General features: G+C 37.1%; 24 protein-coding genes. 13 read left to right on the plus strand and 11 right to left on the minus strand.

Annotated elements, in window-relative coordinates; translation table 11 throughout:
* Nucleotides 1-34 precede the first annotated feature (34 nt).
* The 5 genes from AADJ06_RS05790 (at nt 35) to AADJ06_RS05810 (ending at nt 5,044) form a co-directional block, all read left to right on the plus strand.
* Nucleotides 35-1,498 carry a CotH kinase family protein gene (locus AADJ06_RS05790; RefSeq protein WP_341225461.1) on the plus strand — a complete coding sequence of 488 codons (1,464 nt, stop codon included), beginning with the start codon at nt 35-37 and terminating at the stop codon, nt 1,496-1,498.
* Between the two features lie 233 nt (nt 1,499-1,731).
* Complete coding sequence (locus tag AADJ06_RS05795; RefSeq protein WP_341225462.1) at nt 1,732-2,454, plus strand: type VI secretion system tube protein Hcp; 723 nt, start codon at nt 1,732-1,734, stop codon at nt 2,452-2,454.
* A 425-nt stretch (nt 2,455-2,879) separates the two neighbouring features.
* Entirely contained in the window at nt 2,880-3,698 is an 819-nt protein-coding gene (locus tag AADJ06_RS05800; RefSeq protein WP_341225653.1) for a KilA-N domain-containing protein, read from the plus strand.
* 438 nt (nt 3,699-4,136) lie between these two features.
* On the plus strand, nt 4,137-4,295 hold the full coding sequence (locus tag AADJ06_RS05805) for a hypothetical protein (protein WP_341225463.1): 159 nt from the start codon (nt 4,137-4,139) through the stop codon (nt 4,293-4,295).
* Nucleotides 4,296-4,414: 119 nt separating this feature from the next.
* Complete coding sequence (locus tag AADJ06_RS05810; RefSeq protein WP_341225464.1) at nt 4,415-5,044, plus strand: hypothetical protein; 630 nt, start codon at nt 4,415-4,417, stop codon at nt 5,042-5,044.
* Nucleotides 5,045-5,811: 767 nt separating this feature from the next.
* Here the strand turns inward: AADJ06_RS05810 and AADJ06_RS05815 are convergent.
* Entirely contained in the window at nt 5,812-6,621 is an 810-nt protein-coding gene (locus tag AADJ06_RS05815; protein ID WP_341225465.1) for a Swt1 family HEPN domain-containing protein, read from the minus strand.
* A gap of 7 nt (nt 6,622-6,628) precedes the next feature.
* Nucleotides 6,629-7,798, minus strand: coding sequence for a zinc ribbon domain-containing protein (locus AADJ06_RS05820; RefSeq protein WP_341225466.1), 1,170 nt, complete (start codon nt 7,796-7,798; stop codon nt 6,629-6,631).
* A gap of 345 nt (nt 7,799-8,143) precedes the next feature.
* On the opposite strand from AADJ06_RS05820, the gene AADJ06_RS05825 reads away from it, so the two are divergent.
* From AADJ06_RS05825 to AADJ06_RS05845, 5 genes are all read left to right on the plus strand, one after another.
* Nucleotides 8,144-8,356, plus strand: coding sequence for a helix-turn-helix domain-containing protein (locus AADJ06_RS05825; RefSeq protein ID WP_341225467.1), 213 nt, complete (start codon nt 8,144-8,146; stop codon nt 8,354-8,356).
* 110 nt (nt 8,357-8,466) lie between these two features.
* Nucleotides 8,467-8,811, plus strand: a complete 345-nt coding sequence (locus AADJ06_RS05830; protein ID WP_341225468.1) for a cupin domain-containing protein — start codon at nt 8,467-8,469, stop codon at nt 8,809-8,811.
* Nucleotides 8,812-9,455: 644 nt separating this feature from the next.
* Nucleotides 9,456-9,689 (plus strand): M28 family peptidase, encoded by a 234-nt coding sequence (locus tag AADJ06_RS05835; protein ID WP_341225469.1) that lies wholly within the window; start codon nt 9,456-9,458, stop codon nt 9,687-9,689.
* 48 nt (nt 9,690-9,737) lie between these two features.
* Complete coding sequence (locus AADJ06_RS05840; protein ID WP_341225470.1) at nt 9,738-10,790, plus strand: helix-turn-helix domain-containing protein; 1,053 nt, start codon at nt 9,738-9,740, stop codon at nt 10,788-10,790.
* Between the two features lie 109 nt (nt 10,791-10,899).
* Nucleotides 10,900-12,414, plus strand: a complete 1,515-nt coding sequence (locus tag AADJ06_RS05845) for a PQQ-dependent sugar dehydrogenase (protein ID WP_341225471.1) — start codon at nt 10,900-10,902, stop codon at nt 12,412-12,414.
* Nucleotides 12,415-12,854: 440 nt separating this feature from the next.
* Here AADJ06_RS05845 and AADJ06_RS05850 read toward each other — a convergent pair whose 3' ends face one another.
* The 8 genes from AADJ06_RS05850 to AADJ06_RS05885 all read right to left on the minus strand — a co-directional run bounded on the left by AADJ06_RS05850 (nt 12,855) and on the right by AADJ06_RS05885 (nt 15,782).
* Nucleotides 12,855-13,067, minus strand: coding sequence for a DUF4287 domain-containing protein (locus AADJ06_RS05850; RefSeq protein WP_341225472.1), 213 nt, complete (start codon nt 13,065-13,067; stop codon nt 12,855-12,857).
* A 69-nt stretch (nt 13,068-13,136) separates the two neighbouring features.
* Nucleotides 13,137-13,505 carry a DoxX family protein gene (locus AADJ06_RS05855; RefSeq protein ID WP_341225473.1) on the minus strand — a complete coding sequence of 123 codons (369 nt, stop codon included), beginning with the start codon at nt 13,503-13,505 and terminating at the stop codon, nt 13,137-13,139.
* Between the two features lie 18 nt (nt 13,506-13,523).
* Nucleotides 13,524-13,805, minus strand: coding sequence for an RNA polymerase alpha subunit C-terminal domain-containing protein (locus tag AADJ06_RS05860; protein ID WP_341225474.1), 282 nt, complete (start codon nt 13,803-13,805; stop codon nt 13,524-13,526).
* The gene (locus tag AADJ06_RS05865; RefSeq protein WP_341225475.1) at nt 13,805-14,212 is read right to left on the minus strand and encodes a VOC family protein; all 408 of its coding nucleotides are present in this window, start codon (nt 14,210-14,212) and stop codon (nt 13,805-13,807) included. The genes AADJ06_RS05860 and AADJ06_RS05865 overlap by 1 nt, the downstream gene beginning before the upstream one ends.
* Complete coding sequence (locus tag AADJ06_RS05870) at nt 14,212-14,628, minus strand: VOC family protein (RefSeq protein ID WP_341225476.1); 417 nt, start codon at nt 14,626-14,628, stop codon at nt 14,212-14,214. The genes AADJ06_RS05865 and AADJ06_RS05870 overlap by 1 nt, the downstream gene beginning before the upstream one ends.
* A 15-nt stretch (nt 14,629-14,643) precedes the next feature.
* Complete coding sequence (locus AADJ06_RS05875) at nt 14,644-14,919, minus strand: DUF1905 domain-containing protein (RefSeq protein ID WP_341225477.1); 276 nt, start codon at nt 14,917-14,919, stop codon at nt 14,644-14,646.
* 11 nt (nt 14,920-14,930) lie between these two features.
* Nucleotides 14,931-15,353, minus strand: a complete 423-nt coding sequence (locus AADJ06_RS05880) for a VOC family protein (protein ID WP_341225478.1) — start codon at nt 15,351-15,353, stop codon at nt 14,931-14,933.
* Nucleotides 15,354-15,371: 18 nt separating this feature from the next.
* On the minus strand, nt 15,372-15,782 hold the full coding sequence (locus AADJ06_RS05885) for an SRPBCC domain-containing protein (RefSeq protein WP_341225479.1): 411 nt from the start codon (nt 15,780-15,782) through the stop codon (nt 15,372-15,374).
* A gap of 114 nt (nt 15,783-15,896) precedes the next feature.
* On the opposite strand from AADJ06_RS05885, the gene AADJ06_RS05890 reads away from it, so the two are divergent.
* A complete protein-coding gene (locus AADJ06_RS05890; RefSeq protein ID WP_341225480.1) occupies nt 15,897-16,877 on the plus strand; it encodes a helix-turn-helix domain-containing protein in 981 nt (326 codons plus the stop codon).
* 54 nt (nt 16,878-16,931) lie between these two features.
* Here AADJ06_RS05890 and AADJ06_RS05895 read toward each other — a convergent pair whose 3' ends face one another.
* Complete coding sequence (locus AADJ06_RS05895; protein WP_341225481.1) at nt 16,932-19,715, minus strand: outer membrane beta-barrel protein; 2,784 nt, start codon at nt 19,713-19,715, stop codon at nt 16,932-16,934.
* A 265-nt stretch (nt 19,716-19,980) separates the two neighbouring features.
* Between AADJ06_RS05895 and AADJ06_RS05900 the strand changes: the two genes are divergently transcribed.
* Both AADJ06_RS05900 and AADJ06_RS05905 read left to right on the plus strand, forming a co-directional pair.
* Entirely contained in the window at nt 19,981-21,426 is a 1,446-nt protein-coding gene (locus AADJ06_RS05900; RefSeq protein WP_341225482.1) for a sulfatase, read from the plus strand.
* Nucleotides 21,427-21,625: 199 nt separating this feature from the next.
* A complete protein-coding gene (locus AADJ06_RS05905) occupies nt 21,626-22,567 on the plus strand; it encodes a M20/M25/M40 family metallo-hydrolase (RefSeq protein ID WP_341225483.1) in 942 nt (313 codons plus the stop codon).
* Nucleotides 22,568-22,635 lie beyond the last annotated feature (68 nt).

Consider the following 22,635-nt stretch of genomic DNA (forward strand, 5'->3'; position numbering starts at 1 on the left):
TCTAAACATGAAATATGAATCAAGTTTAAATAATATGAACCTCAATAAAATCTTACTTTCTACCATAGCTCCATTAACTATATTGGTAGTGAGCTCTACCGTTTTTCTGGCCTGCTCAGACAGCGATATTTTAGTAGACCCTGGCACAGTAATAGTAGACCCTAACCAAGAAGTAGAGGAAGAAACCTACGCTGATACTGATTTTGAAGCCACCGACTGGACTGATGCTACTCATAGTAAAGATGGTGATGCAAACTACAACCTAGTTTTTAATGATAATGAGGTACAGCGTATCGACATTGTTCTTACTCAAAACAGATGGAATCTTATGCTGGCTGATATGACCAGTAAATACGGAACTTTTGGAGGAACAAGCGGTGGCGGACCGGGTGGTGGAGGCCCTGCCCTATCAGATGTAGAGAACCCAACTTTTGTACCCAGTGAAGTGTTTTATAACGGAAAAGAATGGTACCGCGTGGGTGTTAGATTTAAAGGAAACTCTAGTTTACAGTCTACCTGGAAAAGCGGTAACCTGAAATTATCTTTCAAACTTGATTTTGATGAGTTTGAAGACGAGTATCCGCAAATTGACAATCAACGTTTTAATGGTTTCAAGAAACTGAGCCTTAAAAATAACTATAACGACAAATCTTTTATGCGTGAAAAAGTAGCTGGCGACGTCTTTATAAACGCTGGCCTGGCAGGAGCTCATACTGCTTTTTATGCCGTATATGTAGACCACGGCGATGGTCCAACCTACTTTGGACTTTACACTATGGTGGAAGAAATTAGCGATACCGTGATAGACGACCAGTTTTCTAGCGATAAAGGAAACTTATACGAACCAGACGGAGACGGAGCGAGTTTTGCCAGCGGCACTTTTGATACCGACGAAATAGCCAAAGAAAACAATGAGGACGAAGCAGATTTCTCTGACGTGAGAGCTCTTTATGACATCCTACATGATGCTTCTAGAACTTCTAACGTGGATTCATGGAAAACTCAGCTAGAAAGTGTTTTTGACACCGATGTATTCTTGAAATATTTGGCGGTAAACACCACCATCCAAAACTGGGATACATATGGCAGAATGACGCATAACTATTACCTATATAATAACCCTGACAATGGTTTACTGACATGGATTCCGTGGGATAATAACGAAGCATTACAAACAGGGAATCAAGGTGGCTCTTTAAATCTTAACTTCTCCGATTTATCTACTAACCAATGGCCTATTATTGGCTATTTATATCAGCAAGACGAATACAAAGCTAAGTATGATGCGTATCTACAAGAGGTGATAACAGGAGCTTTTGAGCCAGCTGCCATGCAGGCCTTGTACAGTCAATACCAAACGTTGCTAGAGCCATATGCCAGCACGGAGGTTCAGGGTTATACGTTTTTGAGAAATTCGTCTGAATTTAGTTCAGCGGTGAGCACTTTAAAATCACATGCTCAAAGCAGAGCAAGTGCCGTGGAAGCCTACCTTAAATAAGTTTTAATACCTCTACCTAAATATAAATGCAAGTCCTGCCCATTTTGGGTGGGATTTTTTTAGGTTTATCAGCTAATTTATTTAAATATTAGACTCTTATAAGAGAAAAATTCAAACGAAATCTTGTTCCATTTTGAGTATTTGCACCAATACGATTTAATCTTCATAGTCGAGATCAAGCTTTTATTTCCTGTAGAAAACAGTTAACTTAGTTTAACAGTTAACAGAATACCATGAAAACTACATTTATAAAAACTATCGTTTTACTATGCCTAAATTCTACTTTAATAATTGCCCAAGAAAAAAAAGGCGTTTCGATGGCTCCAGCTCCTGAACTTGAAGTAAACGGAATTATTTTCTCAAGTAGCGGCGGTGTTAAATTTCCTGATGGTACTATTCAAACCACTGCTTATCTCAATACTGGAAGCCCTGCAATGGACATGGACTTATCAGGCTTAGTTATTGAATTTGACCCTGCCACTGGCATTGAAGGACCTGCAGAAGGTGATGGAATTTCGAAGGGTTTAAACGTAGAATCTATTTCTGAAGGCTTATCAAACCCTAGCACAACACATACTGGTGGTGGTGGTGGAGCTGGAGCACCAAACTTTCAAGACTTTACTATCAGTAGGCAATCCGATGTTAATTCGGCTATTTTCAGATCCTATGTAGGCACTGGAACTCATATCCCATACATTGAGGTTTTCTATTTAAAATATACAGGTTCTAAATATGTAATAGAACATAAAGTAAAATATGAAAATTGTATCATTACTTCTTTCTCGATGAGCCACTCAGAAGGAGGAACTCCTGCAGAAAGTATTGGTATTAATTTTCAGAAAGCATGTTATTGCTCTTACACGCGAGATGCTGCTGGTGCTGCAACTCGTACCACAAATTTCAGCTGGGATGTAGCCCTAAATGCAACTTACCTTTGTAATTGTGCTAATTTTTAAGCTTGGTTCAATTTACCCTAAAGCTGAGCATTCCCTTTTCTATTAAAAATGCATGCCGACATACCCCTGCGGAGTATAATGTAAATAGAGACGGGTGCAACCCGTCTTGTTCAAATAAAGCATTTGGCGGAGCTTTTGGCCTTAAAAAGCCAAAATTGTGACAAATAGTATAATGGATGAAAACAGTCTATGAGTCAGTTATGCTCCTTGATAAACCCCTTATAATGTAAAAATGAGTTATATCGACTAATCCTGCTCAATTTGGGTGGGATTTTTTTGTGTGACATGACCTAAGAATCAATCAATGAGGTTTTTCCTGATTTTTGCTTTTTAAGCTGGTAGTCCTATTTTTTTATAACTTAGAGCTTAAAAGTAACCTTAAGACCTATGCTATATCTAGAGTTAGGAGCAAGAAAAATGGTAAAATAGAAATAGTTGGTTTAAATGTTGGATTTACTACAATTCAAGATAAGGAATTTATCTGCATAACAGATATTGCAAAATATAAAAATCCAGAAGCTCCAGCTGACATCATTAAAAACTGGCTTCGAAATAAGAATACCATTGAATTATTAGGACTTTGGGAAAAAATAAATAATTCAGATTTCAAACTAGTCGAATTCGACCAGTTTAAAAATGAAGCAGGTTATAATCACTTTGTGCTTTCTCCTAAAAAATGGATTACGACGACCAACGCTATCGGTATAACCTCAAAAGCAGGAAGATATGGCGGAACCTTTGCACATTTAGACATTGCATTAGAGTTCGCGTCTTGGGTTTCTGTAGAATTTAAATTTTATTTAATAAAGGAGTTTCAAAGGCTAAAAGAAAAAGAAACTAAAACTCTAGACTGGGATGTAAAACGAAGCTTAACTAAGTTAAATTACCGCATCCATACTGATGCTATTAAACAAAATTTAATACCCAAGAGTCTTAATAGTAGTCAAACCGCAATGGTATATGCTACAGAGGCCGATGTACTCAATATGGCACTCTATGGCAAAACAGCCAAACAGTGGAGAGAAGAAAATCCTTCCGAAACTGGAAATATGAGAGATTACAGTAATGTCACTCAACTCGTATGTCTAGCAAATCTAGAAAACCTCAATGCGGTATTTATAAATGACAATTTGCCACAAAGCCAAAGGCTTGTAAAACTAAACCAAATAGCCATTTCTCAAATGAAAATACTCACAGCAGAAAATACCATTAAAACAAGTAAAGAGTTGCCAGAAAAAAGCTAACTGTAGATCATTAAACACTTGATTCTCAACGTCAGAAAACCTTTTTCCTACACCACCTTTGACTGGATTTCCCATGCTTTAGCCGAAGGCTACCTAATATCCCCTTGCGGAGTCTTTGATAGGAAAAATGCATGCCGACATACCCCTGCGGAGTATAATGTTAATAGAGACGGTGCAACCCATCTTGTTCAAATAAAGCATTTGGCGGAGCTTTTGGCCTTAAAAAGCCAAAATTGTGACAAATAGTTTAACGAATGAAAACAGTCTTTGGGTCAGTGATATTCCTTGATAAATCCTTTAATAGGAAAATAGATGAAACTGCTCTCCGAGTAATATTGAATAGAATGCCTGATGGGTTCCTATTTGCACATAAAATTTTATCGATAATTCTTGGAGACCAATTTTTACCTGTTGTAGGAACGGGAGAGCAAGGAAGGTTTGTATACTAAATATCAAACTTTATTAGAGCCGTATGCCACCACAGAGGTTCAGGGTTATACGTTTTTGAGAAATTCGTCTGAATTTAGTTCAGCGGTGAGCACTTTAAAATCACATGCTCAAAGCAGAGCAAGTGCCGTGGAAGCCTACCTTAAATAAGTTTTAATACCTCTATCTAAATATAAATGCAAGTCCTGCCTCCTTTGGGGGGTGGGGCTTTTTGTTGCTTTGACATTAATAGACTAGTTTTAAGGTCAAAGCTCAATACTTAGCAGGATATGATAAAGATAGAACCATTTAAAAACATTGACAAAGCCCTACATGCACTTGATAATGGAGGACGCTTTTACAACCTCTTAACGCAAGCAAATGATGGATTGATTGTAGAAGCTGAATTAAGTAAAGTTGCGGGTCTGTTCAATAATAAGCAACAAATGATGCTCTTCCTTGATATTGCAATATCTAAGCTCAATGAAGAAAAAAGAGAAGAAGTTATTTCTAAACTAGAAATAGAACTTAGAGAGGCCTACCTCAAGTACAAACCCCTTCATATAATACCATCTCAAGCTTATACCAGAGGAAAATTAGGCGAAAACACAATAATTACCGGAACACCAACCCTAATAGAGTCAAAAGATGAGCTAGTTGGCTTTATTATGATTCCAATACTCACGGGCGAAGTAACCACATTCTCTATGATTCCTTTGATGGACTTATATGACGTATATGAGTTAAGGGATATACCTTCAGATACAAATTTTATTATAGCTCATATTAAAGACAGGAAAAAACTTCCGAACAAAAAAATAAGAGTAGCCGGTGTTTTGAAAGAATTAAAATCAGACATAGATGAAGAACTAGCTTCTAAAAGATTTTTAGAGGCGGTTTATTACTTGGATATAGAATAAAGAAAAAGACTTTTCCCAATATTAGATTTAAACCTATAATCAATTATCCATTACATCTTTTTCAAAAATAGAACATCATCACCCGTAAAAGGAGCTTGAAGTGCCGTAGAAGTCCCGCTTTCTCCTCTTGCTAAGTCAAAACTTGGCTGCTGATAAATAGGATAAAGAATAAGTTCTTAAGCATAAAAGTGATTTTAGGGTACTACAACAAATCTATAAAGATTAGTCTTACTTATGTGGTCTCTGATAAAATTATAAATGTATGATGTCTTCTGCATGTTGTTTGGTGTTTGCGATAGTGCCTTTTTGAGGGAGAGTAGTTTGGTGAGGCTATTTATCAAATATTAATTATGTCCATTTAGGCTGGGATTTTCCAGTTTCCCATGACCGAATAATCAATAAACTTGGATTTACTTTAACCTTCTTCAGATAAAACAAAATACACTCCTTGTATACTCCAGCGGGGTACAAGGTCAATAGAGAAGGATAAAACCATACCCTTACGGAGTCTCCGATAGGGACTCCGTACTTCTAAAAGCGTCTGCCCAACTCCACATTAATTAAACGCAAACGATTCACGAATAAAAATCAAATCACACTTTCCAAAGGGTTAATAGGTTACTTAAAGCGAGCCAGAGTCCTTTAGGCCTGCCTCTCGGCAGAAAGAGAGACTCTGATTAAGAGAAATATCATCACAGGCAGAATAACCTTTAAATTAAAGAGTCTTAAAATGAATGGTAAATTACTAGTGCGTTTTATTAGATGTACTAATTTGGTAGTATTTTCTCATCAATTTGTTTACACCAGTCTTTAAAGGAGAGTTTTAACCTCTGAAAGTCGTCGATTGAAGGCAATACACCATTATGAGCAACTATATTTCTAGTTTTCTCTAATTCTTCTAGACGGAGCTCAACAAATCTCAAATCACGAACAATTGGCTCAAAAGTTGATTCATTTTTCCGAAAAAGAGCCACTAAATCTGACCAATCTAAGTAATATAATGGCGATACCCCATTACCTCTTGGACTTAACCATTTATTTTTTCCTTCTTTAGCCTTTCTGTCTTCATATTTCTTTTTCATCCCCGAATTTGAAACAGTATCCCACCAATTGCTTCCAAATGAGTTTAAAAACGTTCTCTCGATTAATCGCCGCACAGAATTTTCATAACAGTGTATGACAACATATAATTCTGCCATTTTATTAGCTGCCGTCACATCCGACGCATCTAAAAAAGGGGCTAACGATAAGTCAACTGTAGTCTCAACGCTTAACTCATTTGCTTCAAACAATTTAGATAACCGCTCATCATGTTCTAATTTGGTTTTACGAACTAATTTAAATGTGCCTTTGACTTTACCCTTAGTAATTTTTTTTGATTTAGCTAGACCCCGTTTTAAATATGTGACATTGTATTTTGGAAGGTTAACAGCCTCAAAGTATTCGTTGATTTTTTTCACATCGCACTCCTGCTCATTATTTAAAACGCAATGAAACCATATCAAAGCGATAGCCACATCAAGTTTTGAGATCTTCTCAAGATCTATAAGCTTACACAACGCTTCTAACTTATCCATCAAATAATTACGATTTGGGTAATTTAAACTTTACGAAATCGTCACCAACATGATTCAAACTGTACTTCTTAGAAGCTTTATTTTTCGTAAGTCTTCCACTTCCTTTCAGGTTTATAAAAACCTGCCCTAAATTTCTAGGTGTTTTCTCATCTACAATCTGAACTGCTGTATAAATTTCATTTATTCCAAACTCATTAATATTCATTTCCTTTGAAAGCCAATACCCTAAGACAAGAACTAAATCCTCTTGTGATTTTGGTAATTTTTCGATAACGAACTCTCTTAACTTTTGACGTTGAGATTCCCCTATCCCTAGCTCCAAAACTTCAAGTTTTGTTCTTAGCGAAATTCTTTTCCCACTATCGTTCTTTTTACTATCAGCACCCTCCTTTACTTTTGAGGATGATTTTGCTTTCACAGGGCTACTTTTCGATCTTTTCACAATTTCTTCAGCTGCTTGTAACCCTTCTTCCAAAAGCGAAAACTCGCCCTTATTATTCAAAGGGTTTATTGCTCCCTTTTGAACAGCTCTTTTAATATACGACGATAAATTCTTAACTCTATTGGATGTTTTTCGATTAGACTTATCATAGCAACTCATTATGTCACCTCTTGTAAATATTTTCTTTCCAAAATTGGATGCATAAAACGAATAGACTAGAATCCATTCTGTTTCATTTGCTGGTAAATTCCTCATAGTCACAAGATTAATGCTAGGGTAATTAACATCAACATTTTCAGCTGTGCTATCAATGCTTTCAACTTCATTATCAGCAACCAATTCAGAAACCTCAGTTTCCCAATCATCCACTTTTGAGGGTTCAGATTCTGGAAGTTCAATTCGTTTTTTTGACAAGCTATTATTGATTTTAGAACCTAATTGGTTCGCAACTAGAACATCACGCAAAGTATCAGCTAAATCCTTCGTCGCATTATCGCTAAACTCTGCTTCCATCTTTCGCCCATCTTTATCTTCACTGAATACAAATCTGTTTTTATGATTGTTCTTTTGATTTTCAAATTTCTTATTCGATTTCCCACAACTTTGACAAAATTTATCTTTAATATTTAATATTGCACCACATTCGCAGGCTATCCGATTTCCGCATTCCCCGCAGAATTTTGAAGTCATTGAAATTCCTGAGTTTTGGCAGTTCGGACAAGTGATTGTTTTCATTGAAGGTAGTTTTAGTTTTATCCAAAAATAGAAAAATAAAATGATACCTCAGAAAAACGAATTAGAGCTAACAATTTCCAGCTCCGCTCTGCGATTCTTAATCCATCGGTCAGCTCTCCGATGCTTCCTCCAAAGGCGGATAAATGCAGCGTCGGTGTGCCGTTAAAAAGCCTCTGGCTTTTACCTCAATATTTCACTACAACTCGTAGTCTAAAATCTGCGGTAAAAGCTCTTTCCTTTAAAGTAATTATATGCCAAAACATATAAACTAGGTGTTTATACATAACTATATCTATTTGCATATAATTTACTTTATTTACATCATTTTATATCAAAAAGCATATAATGAAAGTATTAGCAACGTTTGTAAAAGAGCGAAGAAAAGCGGTAAATCTTACGCAAGAAGAATTTGCGGAACGTGCGGGTATTGCCCTTACTGTCTTACGTAAAATAGAACAAGGAAAAACCAACCTAAACATGGACAAGGTGAATGTGGTACTGAGCATGTTTGGGCATGAATTAGCTCCTGTAAAAATACAAAGGGAGAAAGACCTTTAGCATTATTCCCTTGCAGAGCGTATAAAAAAGCCCTCAAACCTCCACCATGACAGCCGTCATATTTAGCCACCGGTTTCCTTTGTTTCTTTACAAGAAAGGAAAAAAATCATATGTTACTAACATCATTCCAAGAAGGCTTGCTTTTCGGAGATAAAATTAAAACCAAGGTAATTTTAGAAACAGCTTTCTCAAAAGAAATACGCATACTTTTGAAAGCTGGACAGGTGATGAAACAACATCAAACTAAGTTTCCTATTGTGGTTCATTTGCTCCAAGGTGAAATCGCTTTTGGCGTAGAAAACACAGTCCACAGAATAAAAGAAGGCGATATTCTAACCTTAGAAGCCAATGTTCCTCACGATTTAAGTGCTATTCAGGATAGTGTGGTACGTCTTACTTTGTCTAAATCTGACGATGTTGCTAGGGTAGAAAAGGTAATTGAGGCATCTGAATAATTAAAGAAATAGAATCTAGAGTCGATATTGCTTTATTGGTAAATACATTTTCAATAAGAATAATACCAAAAAGCTACCATCTTTTTATTCCGCTGGCCTTCCAGCCAGGATTTCATTTTTTTTAATGTAAAAAAACGAAACAAAAAAAGCACCACCCTGTAAACTCGCACACTCAAAATTCTTAATATCATCCAAATATACTTTTAGCACTTCAGTTAGAATTTCGACCGTACTCATACAGTAAAGGGCGATATAAGGAATTTATTCCGTTTAATCTTTTTCTTGGACGCCAACAATTAATAATCGCTAATTCCGAAGTTTTTATAGACGAGAAAAAAGTTAGGATGTGAATTGTCCTAAGGTATCGGACAGTTGAAAAAGAAATATAAAACCTTCTGGACTTTAGAGCCAATAGCAACGAAACCGTGACAAATCATCACGGTTTGAAAAGAAAATCCAGCCCACTTTTTATTCTCAACAAATCCTCCCCTTTGCACTCCTAGTACCATTTTCACTTCTTTTGGAAATACACATTTATTCAGCAGCATGAAAAAACATTTATAGTCGCTATGCTCTTATGTTTGGCGGCAAGTGCCTTTGGGTTGCAGTAACAAAAACACGTTTACTTTCTATCAAATGACTCTATGAAAAGCCGTGGTGGTTCTGACCAAACTACCTTTTACGAGAAAGACATTCCGGTCATGTTTTTTCATACGGGCGACCACCCAAACTATCATAAACCCACCGACGACCCAGACAAAGTTGACTATGAATCATTAGCTGGTATTGTGGAATTAGAAAAGTCCATTATTGAAGCTAGCTTTGATTTTGAGACATTGAATTTCAGAAATACGGACCCTGTGAAGGAGGAAGAATAGTTTGTTTAGAAAATCACCATATTTTTGTAGGGTAAAACCAACGTAAAAATGGGACTTGGCAGTCAAGTATTGTTCTTTTTTAGTGCTCTAGGGGCATTTAATGGCTTACTGCTGGGCATTTACTTTCTATTTTTCAGTTCTAAGAAATATTTATCCAATTATTTACTTGGAGCCCTGCTCATAGTTTTAAGCATCCGAATAGGTAAATCAGTAGCGTTCTTTTTTAATTATGATTTACCTAAAATTTATCTTCAACTAGGGCTCACGGCTTGCTTTTTTATTGGCCCATTTCTTTTCTTTTATATAAAGTCCGAAATAGGAAAGATTAAAAAGATGCCCAAGTTCTGGAATGTCCAGCTAGCTTCTTGGTTTATCCTTATTCTTGCCATAGGCCTAATTTACCCTTATCATAATTTCCCCTATTATTGGGGCAACTATATAATTCCAGCCATATATGTGCAGTGGGGCATTTATGTAGGTTTTGGCGGACTAAGCTTAATTAACATTCTTAAGAAAAAGGGAAAATGGGAACCTTACGAAAAGTCAATTTTGAGTATTTGGTTAGCTGTAACAGTCCTTTATGCAGCTTATGTATGGGCTATAGTAGGACGCACTAGAGGAAGCTATATTTTAGGAGCTATTTGCTTTTCTATTTTACTTTATGGCATTCTTTTCGTTTTACTTTACCGTAAAAAAACCAGTGATTTATCCTCTTTTGCTCCAAAAAAGTATTCAGACAAAAAACTTAATCCAGAAGATGCTTCGCTACTCATAAGTAAGCTCAAAATGCTCATGGAAGAAAGGCATTTATTTAAGAACCCAAACCTGAAAGTAAATGACTTGGCTAAAGAGTTGAATATTTCTTCTCACCAACTTTCTCAATTTTTAAATGACAATCTTGGAAAAAACTTCACACTATTTGTGAATGAATATAGAATCAATGAGGCTTGCAAGGCTCTATCAAAAAAGAGTAAGCTAACCATTGAAGCTATTGGAGAAGATGTTGGCTTTAATTCTAAGTCTACCTTTTTTTCTACCTTCAAGAAGCTTAAAAACCTTACTCCGAGTGCCTATCAGCAAGCTAAAAGTACAGATTTATAATTCCGTACTTCGAATTTAAAAACTCATACCCCACCTCTTTACGTAGAAGACACCTTTGTAAAACCAAATGGAACAGTACCATTTTGGCACATCAAAATAATCTTTTACAATGAAAAACATACTTCTCAGTTTAACACTCCTCTTCTCCTTTTTCTCCTCTTTTTCTCAATCAGACTTTACAGAAAGGCAATTGATTGAAAACACCATTGATCTTTACTTTGAAGGCTGGGCAACTGGTGATACCACAAAACTCAGTAAGGTCATGCACGAGTCTTGTCAATTAAAAAACTATAGAGAAGGTCAATTCTTTGAATACTCCAAAAACAAGTATTTATCATTCTTTAAACCCCATGAAAGAACCCCAAATTTGGAGACGAGAATTATAAACATTGACATCACAAATAATATGGGAAGTGCCAAAGTTGAAATCAGTACTTCAAGCCGGCTTTTTACAGATTATTTCAACCTGATGAAAACCAGCCAAGGTTGGAAAATAGCTGATAAAGTTTCTACCAGCAAAACACATAAAACTTTTGACTTGGGTGCTATAAAACCTGAAAAAGAAATACTCTACGAAGGTTTGAAAAGGCCGTGGAGCATGGCATTCTTAACAGAAAAGGAAGTCCTTATTTCAGAGAAAGAGGGCGATTTAGTTAAACTAAACCTAGAAACTAAGACAAAAACCGTAATTCAGGGATTCCCAAAAGACATGGCAGACAGCATTGGCTTTTTTCATGCTGGGGATAATACAGGAAAGTTTGAAGTTTTAATAGACCCTAGTTTTGAATCAAACAAATACATCTACTTATCTTATGCCGCACAAAGTAGCCTTGGTACCACCACAAAGGTGATTAGAGCCAAACTAGAGAACAACACTCTAAGTCAAATCAAGGTCCTTTTTGTGGCCGATCCGTTTTCAAGAGACAGGTATCACTATGGTGGCGGAATGGCTTTTGATGCTGAAGGCAAGCTATATTTTACCGTAGGCGAAAGATTATTCAATGAAAAAGATGAACCTAGCCTGCCCCTTGCCCAAAATATAGAAGATAAAAGAGGCAAAATCTATAGAATAAATACAGATGGAAGTATTCCAGAAGACAACCCCGATTTCGGTAAAAATGCCACCCCAGGTTTATACGCCATCGGAATTCGTGCGGCACAAGGTTTGGCTTTAAACCCAAACACAAAATCTATCTGGTTTAGTGAGCACGGAACCCATCAGGGTGATGAGATAAATATTTTGAAACCAGGGGCAAATTACGGCTGGCCTATTAAAACTACGGGGAAATATAGATATACAGAATATGCTCCAAAAGCCATCGAGGGTAGCGTTTATACTGACCCTAAGTGGTTCTGGACACACACAGTAGCCCCTACGGGCTTACTCTTCTATAAGGGTGATGAATTTAAAGCTTGGAATGGAAATTTGCTAGTTGGAGGCCTCTCGAGGGGAAGTCTCTGGCGAATAGTTATGGAAGGGGAAATAATAAAAAGCACAGAAGAGTTGTTTGTCAATGACCGCATGAGAATTCGTAAAATACTCCAAAGCCCTATGGGAAAACTATATATACTAACCGACGAACAAAACGGCAAACTGATTAGAATAAAGAATAAGGCTTTTTGAGGTCATAACCGTGCCATATTATTTCCCCTTTGCAGAGTCTCCGCAGGGACTCTGCACTTCTGAAGTAAACGCTCTTCCTTCCTATTAGTTTCAGCATCAAATAGCTTATTAAATACTTCTAAATTTAAAGTAAAATCATCACAGGCAGAGTCCTTAGCGAAGACTCTGTCTAAGGAAAAGTACACCCACCTCATAATGTAAACTTTGGCTAAAGAATTAATCCAAAACAACGCATTGATAGCTGTTAGAAGTTAGAATAGTTACTATGGCTTCTGTTGAAATATTGTTTCCCTCTACTCTCAAAATTTTATCACAATCCTCCAAATCAAAATTAATTTTATACCTAGGAAAATACTCATTAAGTATCAGAAGTAAAGTCTTTACGTCTCCTTTTCGCTGCACATTTGTTTTAAAAACCTCCACCATCTCAGTACCAAAACCTATTCCTTTTTCCCTTTAAATGTTGCATAAATAGCCATGGCATGACCATGCCCTACTCCAAATTCCTCTTTGAGCCAATTCGTTATTTCAGTGGCTTTAACTGCCAATTCTCCATTTTTAAGAAATCCTTTTTGCTCAGCCAGCTTTTTAAAATCAGCAGGACTTTTTCCTGTTTTGGCTTTTATGTTGTCAATGTATGCTTGAAATGACATGATATTTAAATTTAGATTGAAATTAGTGTGAGGGTTGATAACTGCCCTTTTCTTGTTTTTTTAAAAGGTTTAATTAGTTGAATTGATTTTATGATACGACAGGTAAGAAGCAGTCAAAATACCCAAAAAGATTAAAGGAAAGAAGGATTGAAAATCCATACCATCTACGGCAAAATGGCTGATACTGGCAAAGATAAAGTCGAAGGCAAAACCAGCATATGCCCATTCTTTTATGCGTTTTGGCACTTGCGGAATAATTAATGATAAAGCTCCCAATACTTTGAAAACCACTAAGGCGGTGCCAAAATATTCGGGATAGCCTAAATGACTTATTCCTTCTTTGGCCATTTCTGTTTGCGAAGTAAGTGCTGGCAGAATTCCTTCCATAAGAAAGATTAGACCTGTAGTTACCCAAAAGATAATTTTCTGTTTTTTCATTTTAGTATTTTTTAATAGTTATGCTTTAAAACATAATCCTTTACTTATTAAAGCTGTTTCCAATTTCGGCAGCGAAGATTTACCCATTCCATGTAAAGCTAAAATCTCCATTTTTGTAAATTCTGACAAATGCTCTAATGTAGTTATTCCTTCGTTTTCCAAAGCTCTTCTTGCAGGTGCGGCAAGCAAACTCAGAAAACCTTTAGCAGGTTTTCTCTGTTGTTCACATATTGGGCATACGGGGCAGTCACTACTTTTGTAATAGTCATGACCGTTTTCACATACTCTTAAGCTTGCCATTATTGTTGCGGAAATTTTGACACATCCATATAGAAAACCTCCCAAGTATGTCCATCAAAATCCTCTATGGTTCGCTGCTTCATAAATCCGTAATCTCTCATTTCGGTTGGCTCTATTCCTCCTGCTTTCAAACCATCATTCATCATTTTGTTCACTTCATCTACACTACCTAACGATAGTGAAAATAGGCCGGCTACATTGGTTTTAGTGTCAGCGATGGGTTTGTTTGTGAATGAAGAAAACTTTTCATGTGTCAAAAGCATTACAAAAATGCTTTCACTCCAAACCATACATTTTGCTGTTTCATCAGAAAATTGTGGATTATTAGAGAAGCCTAGTGCAGTGTAAAACTCCATTGACTTTGAAAGGTCGCTGACTGCTAAGTTGATAAAAATTTGCTTTTGCATTATAGTGTTTGTTTTGAATAATTAAGTAACCAGTTATTCCCAAATTTATCTGTTAGATCGCCAAATACTGCTCCCCAAAAAGTGTCTTCCAAAGGATGGTTCGCATGGCCACCTGCCGAAAGTTTTTCGTAACAAGATTTGATTTCCTCATCACTGCTGCAATTTAGACTTAAAGAAACGGCATTTCCCTTTATAAGGCCCTCTGGTCTCACGCAGTCTGTCGCCATGATAACTACTTGGCCCTTTGTTAGAGTGGCATGTAAAATACTCTCTTTCATTTTAGCTGGCATTTTCTCCGACATAGGAGATTCGCCAATAGTCTGAAACGTGAGTTCACCGCCTAGACATTCCTTATAAAAAGTCATTGCTTCTCGGCAGCTGCCGTTAAATGTTAAGTAAGCATTGATTTGTTTCATTCCGAGTACTTGTAATTAATTCAACCTTTCATAAATGCAAATGGTAACCTTATCTCCGGCTTTCTTTCCTTTTTTTAGCAATTCAGATTTAACGGGTAGCTTGTGAGTGCCATCCCCCAATGCCATAAAAGAAGTTTGAAATGGTTGTCCATCTACTGTTCCTTTTACTTTGACTAATCCCTTTGTTCCAAAAAATGCTACCGAATCTTCCCAAATGCCGTACGTCCAACCGCCCTTTGCAGTGCTTTTTTGAAGTTCTACTATAAATCTGATTGGAAGTTGCTTGTTCATGAGTTCCTTCTTTAAGCGTTCATTAATTTCGAAATATCAAACTTTTTCATCTGCATGAATGCCTGCATTACTTTTTCCGATTTAGCTGGGTCGCTCATTAAAGTTCCCAAAATTGTTGGGACAATTTGCCATGAAACTCCAAATTTATCATCTAACCAACCGCATTGATTGTATACGCCGCCTTCTCCTAACTTCTCCCAATAAAAATCAATTTCCTCTTGCGTCTCACAATCCACTACAAATGATGTTGCTGGTGAAAATTTATATTGAGGTCCGCCATTCAATCCCATAAATTTCACTCCGTTGAGTTCAAAATTTACTACCATTGGTGTGCAAACTTTTATAGAAGAATTTTTAAAAATAGAGCAGTAAAACTCTGCCGCCGTTTTCGCTTGTCCATCAAACCACAAGCATGTATAAATTTGATTTTTCATTATCTTACTGTTTAAATTTCAATGGGTCTCTGTATACGCTTTAAAATTGTTTAAAATAGCTTGCCAGCCCTGCCTTTGCATCTCAACTGGGTTTTCATTTTCGGCGTCAAAAGCAACAGTTATTTCCGTTTGTTTGCCTAAACCTTTGATTTCAACAGCAACCGTCCTATCCGAGAAAGAGTAAGAAAAACTTTCTCCCATTTTTATTTCATCATAGATGGCCTTAAAATCAAATCCCGAGCTTCCATCTTTAGCCTCCATTCTGGCGAGATACGTTCCCCCTACTTTCATGTCATTAGTTGCCGAGGGACAATGCCAATTTGCATCTGCAAAATTCCATTGGGTTATATGTGCAGGAATGGTGTAATAATCCCACACTTTTTTTGCCGTGGCATTTATAGTTGCTGTTACCGTTATTTTGTTTTTCATCTTATATTTTGTTTTCAACGATACAAATATGAGGTACTAAAATGAGATTTAAGAATAGTGATAACGACAACTTAGGGGGTTGATTACGACAAGCTTATTTTATATGTTTGTTCTATGAAAAACGTATCCATTCTTGTACCCGAATCATCTGTAATGCAAGCCATTGCAGACCCTCAGTATTTATTTACTGCAGTGAATCAGTTTTTGGCCGTATCTGGCAAAAAACCTCTATTCAATGTGCAATTGGTTGGGGTGGAAAAGGAAGTAAAACTAAATGACGGAATATTTTCTGTTCATGCTGATAAACAGCTGAAAGACGTTAGCAAAACAGATTTGATTTTTATTCCTGCTTTGTTTGGGGATATGTCAACAGCTATTGCAAAAAACCAAAATCTAGTACCGTGGATTGTAAATCAATATGGGAAAGGTGCGGAAGTGGCTTCGCTTTGTGTTGGTGCATTTCTGTTGGCGTCAACGGGTTTGTTAAATGGCAAAAAATGCTCCACACATTGGGGTTTTCAAGAGGAGTTTAGAGAAATGTTTCCTGAAGTTGAAGTGGTGGAAGGCGGCATAGTGACAGAAGAGAATGGCATTTACTCTAGCGGTGGTGCTAACTCTTATTGGAATTTGCTTTTGTATTTGGTTGAGAAATATACTGATCGTGAAACGGCAATTCTAGCTTCAAAATATTTTGCTATTGATATTGACAGAGACAGCCAAGCAGCATTTGCCATGTTCAGAGGACAGAAAGAACATAAGGATTTGGAAATAAAAGAAGCTCAAGAATACATTGAATTAAACTTTCAAGATAAAATTACGATTGATGAATTGGCAAACAAATTTGGGATTGGTAGAAGGAGTTTTGAAAGAAGATTTAAGAAAGTAACTAACAATACTATCATAGAATATATTCAACGCATCAAAGTAGAAGCCGCAAAAAGAAGCTTTGAAACGAGTCGTAAAAATATTTCGGAAGTAATGTATGATGTAGGCTATACAGACACAAAAGCATTTCGTGAGGTGTTTAAAAAAATCACGGGCTTAACACCAATCCAATACCGAAACAAATACAATAAACAATTGGTGCTATCATAGCTTGAACAAAACAAGGGTAGATTCCAATAGACTTTGAAAACTACCCTTTGTAACCTATCTCCTAACCTTCGCTGGTCTAAAGTTTCTGATGGTATAGGTGAAGTTTAGCATGTAAAAACGGTTTAAAACCAAGGATTTGTTATCTGCCACATAAGCAGCGGTAATTTCTCTGGAGATGCTGTTGTTTTGCCCAAGCACATCAAAGGCCGACAAGCTAAGTTCGGCTTGGTCTTTTTTCATAAACTTATAAGCCGCTTTGGCAGACAGTAAAGTGAAGTTTTGCTCAAAACCTTCTATGCCTGCTAAATAGGTATTGGTGCCTTTTACGTTAAATAAGAAACCGCTTTTGCTTAATAAATTAAGAGCTAAACCAATGTTTTGGGTGTAATAGTTGCTATTGAGGTCTTGCTGTAGCGTATTCCCAATAATGTTGTAACCGCCATTATAAGACAGCGTAAAATCTACCTGTTCTGATATATTGCTACCCAACACCGCACCTAAAGTCATGCCTGTATTCCTGGCCACGTTTTCTAAATCATTCACCAAACCCGGCGTAATAGAATGGCTTACGCCAAAGTTAAGATTGAGGTTTGATTTCAAACTTGCAAGCGGAAAACCATAGGTCATAAAAGAGCGGTAAGACTGGCTATTTCCATAGTTCTGTGGCAAACTTAGTGAGGCACCTCTAAGCAGCGGAATACCATTATAAACAGTGTCTCTAGTGGCAATGGTACTAATATTAGAAATATTATCCAGCGTATAGCTACCTACCAAATAAGCGTAAAAAGTGCTTCCTTTCTCCAAATTGGCACTGTTATATCGGAAAGTTAAGCTGTGACTACTCTCTTGGTCTAAGTTAGGGTTACCAGCCGACAGCTGCAATGGATTACTGTTGTCAACCACGTTTTGTAGCTGCGTAATGCTGGGTGCATTGGTAGAGGTTCTGTAATAAAGCCTAAGATTCTTTTCTTTGCTTATAGAATACCTCAGCATAGCAAAGGGTAATATATTTTTGAAACTTCTGCTGGTATTTAAGGTTTGAGGAAACAGCTGCTCGCCATCAAGTTCGGCTATTTGATAATTTAAATTGGCAAAAAACATAAACTCTCGTCCTTTATTGTACCTATAACCTGCACTCATGGTTTGCGTATTGTACTGGTTTAAAAAGCTATTGCTCAAGTTTTCATTCAAACTATTAAATCCCCCAGTCTCTGGATTAAAGTCAAAAGTAGATTGGTCTGACTCGTTATCTGCCCAGTCTGTTTTATAAGAAAAACGTAAACTACTTCTTTCGCTAAGTGGCTGAGAGTAGTCAGCTCTGATATCATAAGAATTATTTAAGACCTCTTTAGAAGCCACCTGGTTTAAATCCAGAGCATTGGTATTTAACTGGTCTTCTGACAGTAATTCAGATTGATAGTCTTGGCTGGACCTATTATTCCCTACACCAATAGAAAATGTTTGTCCTCGCTTTTCAAATCTATGACGATAAAGCAAATTGAATTTTACGTTATAACCATCATTATTGCTGTTTGTAGATGTTATCGTATGATTTAATATTTCGTTTACTAGGTCGGTTTTACCGTCCACGTAGTCTGTTATATCTGCATTTTGAAAGCTCAATGAAGGCGTAAAAATTAAAGAGTTCTTTTTGTTGATGTCGTACTGCATTCTCACATTAACCCTGTGATTTAGGTTTTGTTTATTTCCAGCATGATATTCACGGTAATCTTGTGTCACGTTTTCTCCCAAAAATGTGGTTTGCTGTAAAGTGTCAATGGAATTATTATCAGTCTGATTAAAGAAATAACTCATATTTAACTTCACTTTTTCACCCCAATTGTCTGTCAGGTTAAAGCCTAAAGCATTTGTGTTAGTAATACCACTCTGGCCATTCACCAGAAAGTCGTTTGAATTAGCTCCAACGGAGCCACCTCCACGTCCTCCTCTACCCCTTCTACCAGACCCACTACTCCCCAAAACACCCAGTAGGTCATCAGAAGAAAAGTTAGTTTGATTTATGTTATTAGAAAGCCCGATAATGGAAATCCTCAAATCTTCATTGAAATAATTGACATTTCCACCCAAATTATATCTATCGTCGGTACCGTAACCAGCGTACACTTTTCCAAACTGTCCGTTACTTTTTCCACTTTTTGTAACAATGTTTATCGATTTCTCAGTATTGCCATCATCAACACCTGAAAATTGAGATTGGTCGCTCAGTCGGTCAAAAACTTCTATTTTGTCAATAATTTCTGCTGGTAAATTTTTCAAAGCGGCACTAGCATCATTCCCGAAAAACTCTCTACCATCCACCGTAACACGTTTTACATCTTCCCCTTGAGCTTGTAGTTTACCATCTTGGTATTGTATGCCAGGCATTTTTTTCACTAAATCGTCTGCCGTGGCATCCGGGTTTACTTTGTAAGCATCGGCATTAAACTGTAAGGTATCGCCTTTCATTTCTACCCTAACTTGTTTGGCTTTCACCTGTACTTCTCCAAGTAGTTTTGAGTCCTCTTCCATGACTATATTGCCAAAAACTTTATCAGCATTCATCAGGGGTACTCTTTCTATTTTTGAAACAAAACCAACCGAGGAAATAGTCAATCGATAAAAACCCTTAGGTACATCAATAATTTCAAATTCGCCTTTTTCATTGCTAAATGCAGCCATTTGGAAGCTGGAGTCTCTGGGTGAAGTTAAAATCACAGTGGCTGCCACCACCCCTTCATTGTTAGCGTCTGTTACGCTGCCAGAAACCATAAAAGTATCCTGAGCAAAAGCGTAGGATGTAAGAACCGTGAGTAATAAAGTAGTAATTAGTCTATTCATTTTTTTATAATAAGCCTCTTTGACTTGGAATGTGCAGAAAGGTTTAAGTGGAGATTCGGGCTTTTATCTCCATAGTTCAGCCCTTGGTCGACACTGATTTAATGTGGTCCTTTTTAAGGTTCTTTTGTGACCCTTTTTGGGGACTATATTGAAGTTTAAATAGAGTAAGCTTTTGTTGAAACTAGACTCGGTTCAACTAAAATAAACTTTCTCCGTAATCATGACCATATTATATTAAATTGTCAAACCCTATTAAAATTATAACATGAAACTACATTTACTATTTCTTCTCTTTTCTTTTGGACTTGCAAATGCACAGGTTAAACCACCAAACATCGTTTTTTGCTTAGCCGACGACTGGGGTTACCCACATGCAGGAGCCTATGGCGACCAAGGTGTTAAAACTCCAAATTTTGATAGACTTGCCAATGAAGGTGTCTTATTTAACCATGCTTTTGTTTCAAGCCCTTCCTGCACACCTAGCAGAAATGCCTTTATCACAGGTAAATATCATTGGGAATTAGGTTCAGGGGCAAATTTATGGAGCACTCTTCCTGAAAAACATCAGAGCTTTATTCACCTTTTGGCAAACCAAGGCTATGTTACAGGAAGAAACAAAGCAAAAACATGGGGTCCTGGAAATTTGGACAATTGGATAGCCAGCCATGGTTCACACCCCTCTAATAAAGGGTACAATACTTTTGAAGAATTCTTGGCCGAAAAAAACAATGATTCTCCTTTCTTTTTCTGGCTGGGTACCCAAGACCCACACAGAGATTATGTAAAAGGCTCAGGTGAAAAAAGTGGTATAGATATTTCAAAAGTTCATCTTTACAGACACTATCCAGAATCTGATATCATACGTAAGGATGTAGCAGATTACTATTACGAAGTACAGCGATGGGATAGCTTGGTTGGTTCTGTAATTAAGCAATTAGAAGAAAATAATTTACTAGAAAACACCATCATTATTATGACTGGCGACCATGGTATGCCTTTTCCGCGTGGCAAAGGAAACCTCTACGATTCGGGTGTAAGAGTGCCATTTGCAGTCCGATGGGGAGACCAGATTAAAGCTGGCAGAACTGTAGACGACTATGTGTCGTTTGCTGACATTGCTCCTACGCTTTTAGAAGCCGCTGGGCTTGAAATACCAGAAGATATGACCGGCAAGAGCTTTGTCAATATTCTCAAATCCGAAAACGCTGGAATAACAGAACGTTCCGACATCGTTTTTGGTAGAGAAAGACATGTGCCTGCTCAAGAGAAACCAAATATGGGAGGCTATCCTTCGCGAGGATATAGGAATAACGATTTTCTTTATATCCGTAATTATAAGCCCGATTTATGGCCTGCGGGTACCGGAAAATCTGGAGCAACCAATTTGCCAAATCAATGGTATGCAGACTGTGACGGCGGGCCTACCAAAGATTACATAGTGGCAAATAAAGATTTAGACCAAGAGCACCAGCTTTCATATGAGCTGTGTTTTGGAAAAAGACCTGCAGAAGAGTTGTATGACTTAAAAAATGACCCCGACCAGGTTAACAACATTGCTTATGACAAGGCTTATAAAAAAACACTGGAAAGTTTACGTTCTAAACTTCAAACCAAACTAACGGCCTTAAACGACCCAAGGGCTACAAACCCTAATTATGAAGGATTTGACCAATACCCTTATTTGGGTGGTGGTGGCGGTAAAAAAAAATAAGTAGTACTTTATCAAAACATGAAAAATCCTAGCCTCTTAGACTAGGATTTTTTTGTATCGCTTTTCTTATCTAAACCAACTTCAAGGACTCTGAATTTCACTGTCTTTGTAAAACTGATTTATTGAAGGAATAATGCTAACTGATTTCTGCCTACGCTCCATTTTTATTTCTTTTGCAAAAACACATTTATTCTACAATATGAAAACCAAACTTATCGCCTTTTGTCTGATATGCTTATCAGCAAATGTTTTTGGACAACAGTATAAAGAGCATGTTCATTTTCTGGCAAAAGACAGTATGAAAGGTCGTGGTACAGGAAGTAGAGAGGCGAATAAAGCAGCCAAATATATCAAAAAGGCTTTCAAAGAATATGGCTTAGCCCCAAAAGGTACGCGAGGATATTATCAAGATTTTGAGGCTAAAGTAAGACGTGTAGTAGTACCAGACAGTATTCGTAGAACTAAAAACGTGATTGGATTCTTAGATAATGGTGCAGCAAAAACAGTGGTGATTGGTGCTCACTATGATCATATAGGCGAGGGCAAACAGGGAAGTTTAAAGGATAGTACTGCCTATGGAAAAATCCACAATGGTGCCGACGATAACGCTTCTGGCGTGGCGGGTTTATTAGAACTAGCAAGATATTTCAGTCAGAACAATGATATAGAACCCGTCAATTTCCTCTTCATATCCTTCGGTGCAGAAGAGCTGGGCTTAGTGGGTTCTCGCTACTTTGTCAAAAATCCAACCGTAGATTTGAAGAGTATTCATTTCATGCTAAATATGGACATGATAGGCCGTTTTAATGCAGAGAGAGGCGTTTCCATAATTGGTTACGGAAGTAGCCCAGAATTTGAAACTATGATGGAGCAAATTGACAGAGAAAAGCACATTAAGTTTTACACCGGCTATGAAGGACGTGGCGGCTCTGACCAAACCTCATTTTACGAAAAAGACATCCCCGTTATGTTTTTCCATACAGGCGGCCACCCAGATTATCATAAACCCACCGACGACATAGAAAAAGTTGATTACGAATCCTTGGCAGGTATTGTAGAATTAGAGAAGGCTATTATAGAAGCTAGCCTTAGTTTTGAGACGCTGCATTTTAGAAATACAGACCCTAAGGAGGAGAAGTAATAGGTTTGATTTCGTTTTTTAAGAGTTTAGCACTTTGAAACTATTAGTTAAATACTAAACAAGAAACT

The sequence above is a fragment of the uncultured Arcticibacterium sp. genome (genome assembly GCF_964021845.1).
Lineage (GTDB): Bacteria > Bacteroidota > Bacteroidia > Cytophagales > Spirosomataceae > Arcticibacterium.

Coding starts and splice junctions, on each gene's coding strand:
- AADJ06_RS05885 (WP_341225479.1), bottom strand. CDS start 15,782: ATGAAAAACAAAATAACGGTAACAGCAACTATAAATGCCACGGCAAAA.
- AADJ06_RS05880 (WP_341225478.1), bottom strand. CDS start 15,353: ATGAAAAATCAAATTTATACATGCTTGTGGTTTGATGGACAAGCGAAA.
- AADJ06_RS05810 (WP_341225464.1), top strand. CDS start 4,415: ATGATAAAGATAGAACCATTTAAAAACATTGACAAAGCCCTACATGCA.
- AADJ06_RS05840 (WP_341225470.1), top strand. CDS start 9,738: ATGGGACTTGGCAGTCAAGTATTGTTCTTTTTTAGTGCTCTAGGGGCA.
- AADJ06_RS05855 (WP_341225473.1), bottom strand. CDS start 13,505: ATGAAAAAACAGAAAATTATCTTTTGGGTAACTACAGGTCTAATCTTT.
- AADJ06_RS05850 (WP_341225472.1), bottom strand. CDS start 13,067: ATGTCATTTCAAGCATACATTGACAACATAAAAGCCAAAACAGGAAAA.
- AADJ06_RS05900 (WP_341225482.1), top strand. CDS start 19,981: ATGAAACTACATTTACTATTTCTTCTCTTTTCTTTTGGACTTGCAAAT.
- AADJ06_RS05845 (WP_341225471.1), top strand. CDS start 10,900: ATGAAAAACATACTTCTCAGTTTAACACTCCTCTTCTCCTTTTTCTCC.
- AADJ06_RS05820 (WP_341225466.1), bottom strand. CDS start 7,798: ATGAAAACAATCACTTGTCCGAACTGCCAAAACTCAGGAATTTCAATG.
- AADJ06_RS05905 (WP_341225483.1), top strand. CDS start 21,626: ATGAAAACCAAACTTATCGCCTTTTGTCTGATATGCTTATCAGCAAAT.
- AADJ06_RS05815 (WP_341225465.1), bottom strand. CDS start 6,621: ATGGATAAGTTAGAAGCGTTGTGTAAGCTTATAGATCTTGAGAAGATC.
- AADJ06_RS05825 (WP_341225467.1), top strand. CDS start 8,144: ATGAAAGTATTAGCAACGTTTGTAAAAGAGCGAAGAAAAGCGGTAAAT.
- AADJ06_RS05895 (WP_341225481.1), bottom strand. CDS start 19,715: ATGAATAGACTAATTACTACTTTATTACTCACGGTTCTTACATCCTAC.
- AADJ06_RS05875 (WP_341225477.1), bottom strand. CDS start 14,919: ATGAACAAGCAACTTCCAATCAGATTTATAGTAGAACTTCAAAAAAGC.
- AADJ06_RS05835 (WP_341225469.1), top strand. CDS start 9,456: ATGAAAAGCCGTGGTGGTTCTGACCAAACTACCTTTTACGAGAAAGAC.
- AADJ06_RS05795 (WP_341225462.1), top strand. CDS start 1,732: ATGAAAACTACATTTATAAAAACTATCGTTTTACTATGCCTAAATTCT.
- AADJ06_RS05890 (WP_341225480.1), top strand. CDS start 15,897: ATGAAAAACGTATCCATTCTTGTACCCGAATCATCTGTAATGCAAGCC.
- AADJ06_RS05790 (WP_341225461.1), top strand. CDS start 35: ATGAACCTCAATAAAATCTTACTTTCTACCATAGCTCCATTAACTATA.
- AADJ06_RS05865 (WP_341225475.1), bottom strand. CDS start 14,212: ATGCAAAAGCAAATTTTTATCAACTTAGCAGTCAGCGACCTTTCAAAG.
- AADJ06_RS05870 (WP_341225476.1), bottom strand. CDS start 14,628: ATGAAACAAATCAATGCTTACTTAACATTTAACGGCAGCTGCCGAGAA.
- AADJ06_RS05830 (WP_341225468.1), top strand. CDS start 8,467: ATGTTACTAACATCATTCCAAGAAGGCTTGCTTTTCGGAGATAAAATT.
- AADJ06_RS05860 (WP_341225474.1), bottom strand. CDS start 13,805: ATGGCAAGCTTAAGAGTATGTGAAAACGGTCATGACTATTACAAAAGT.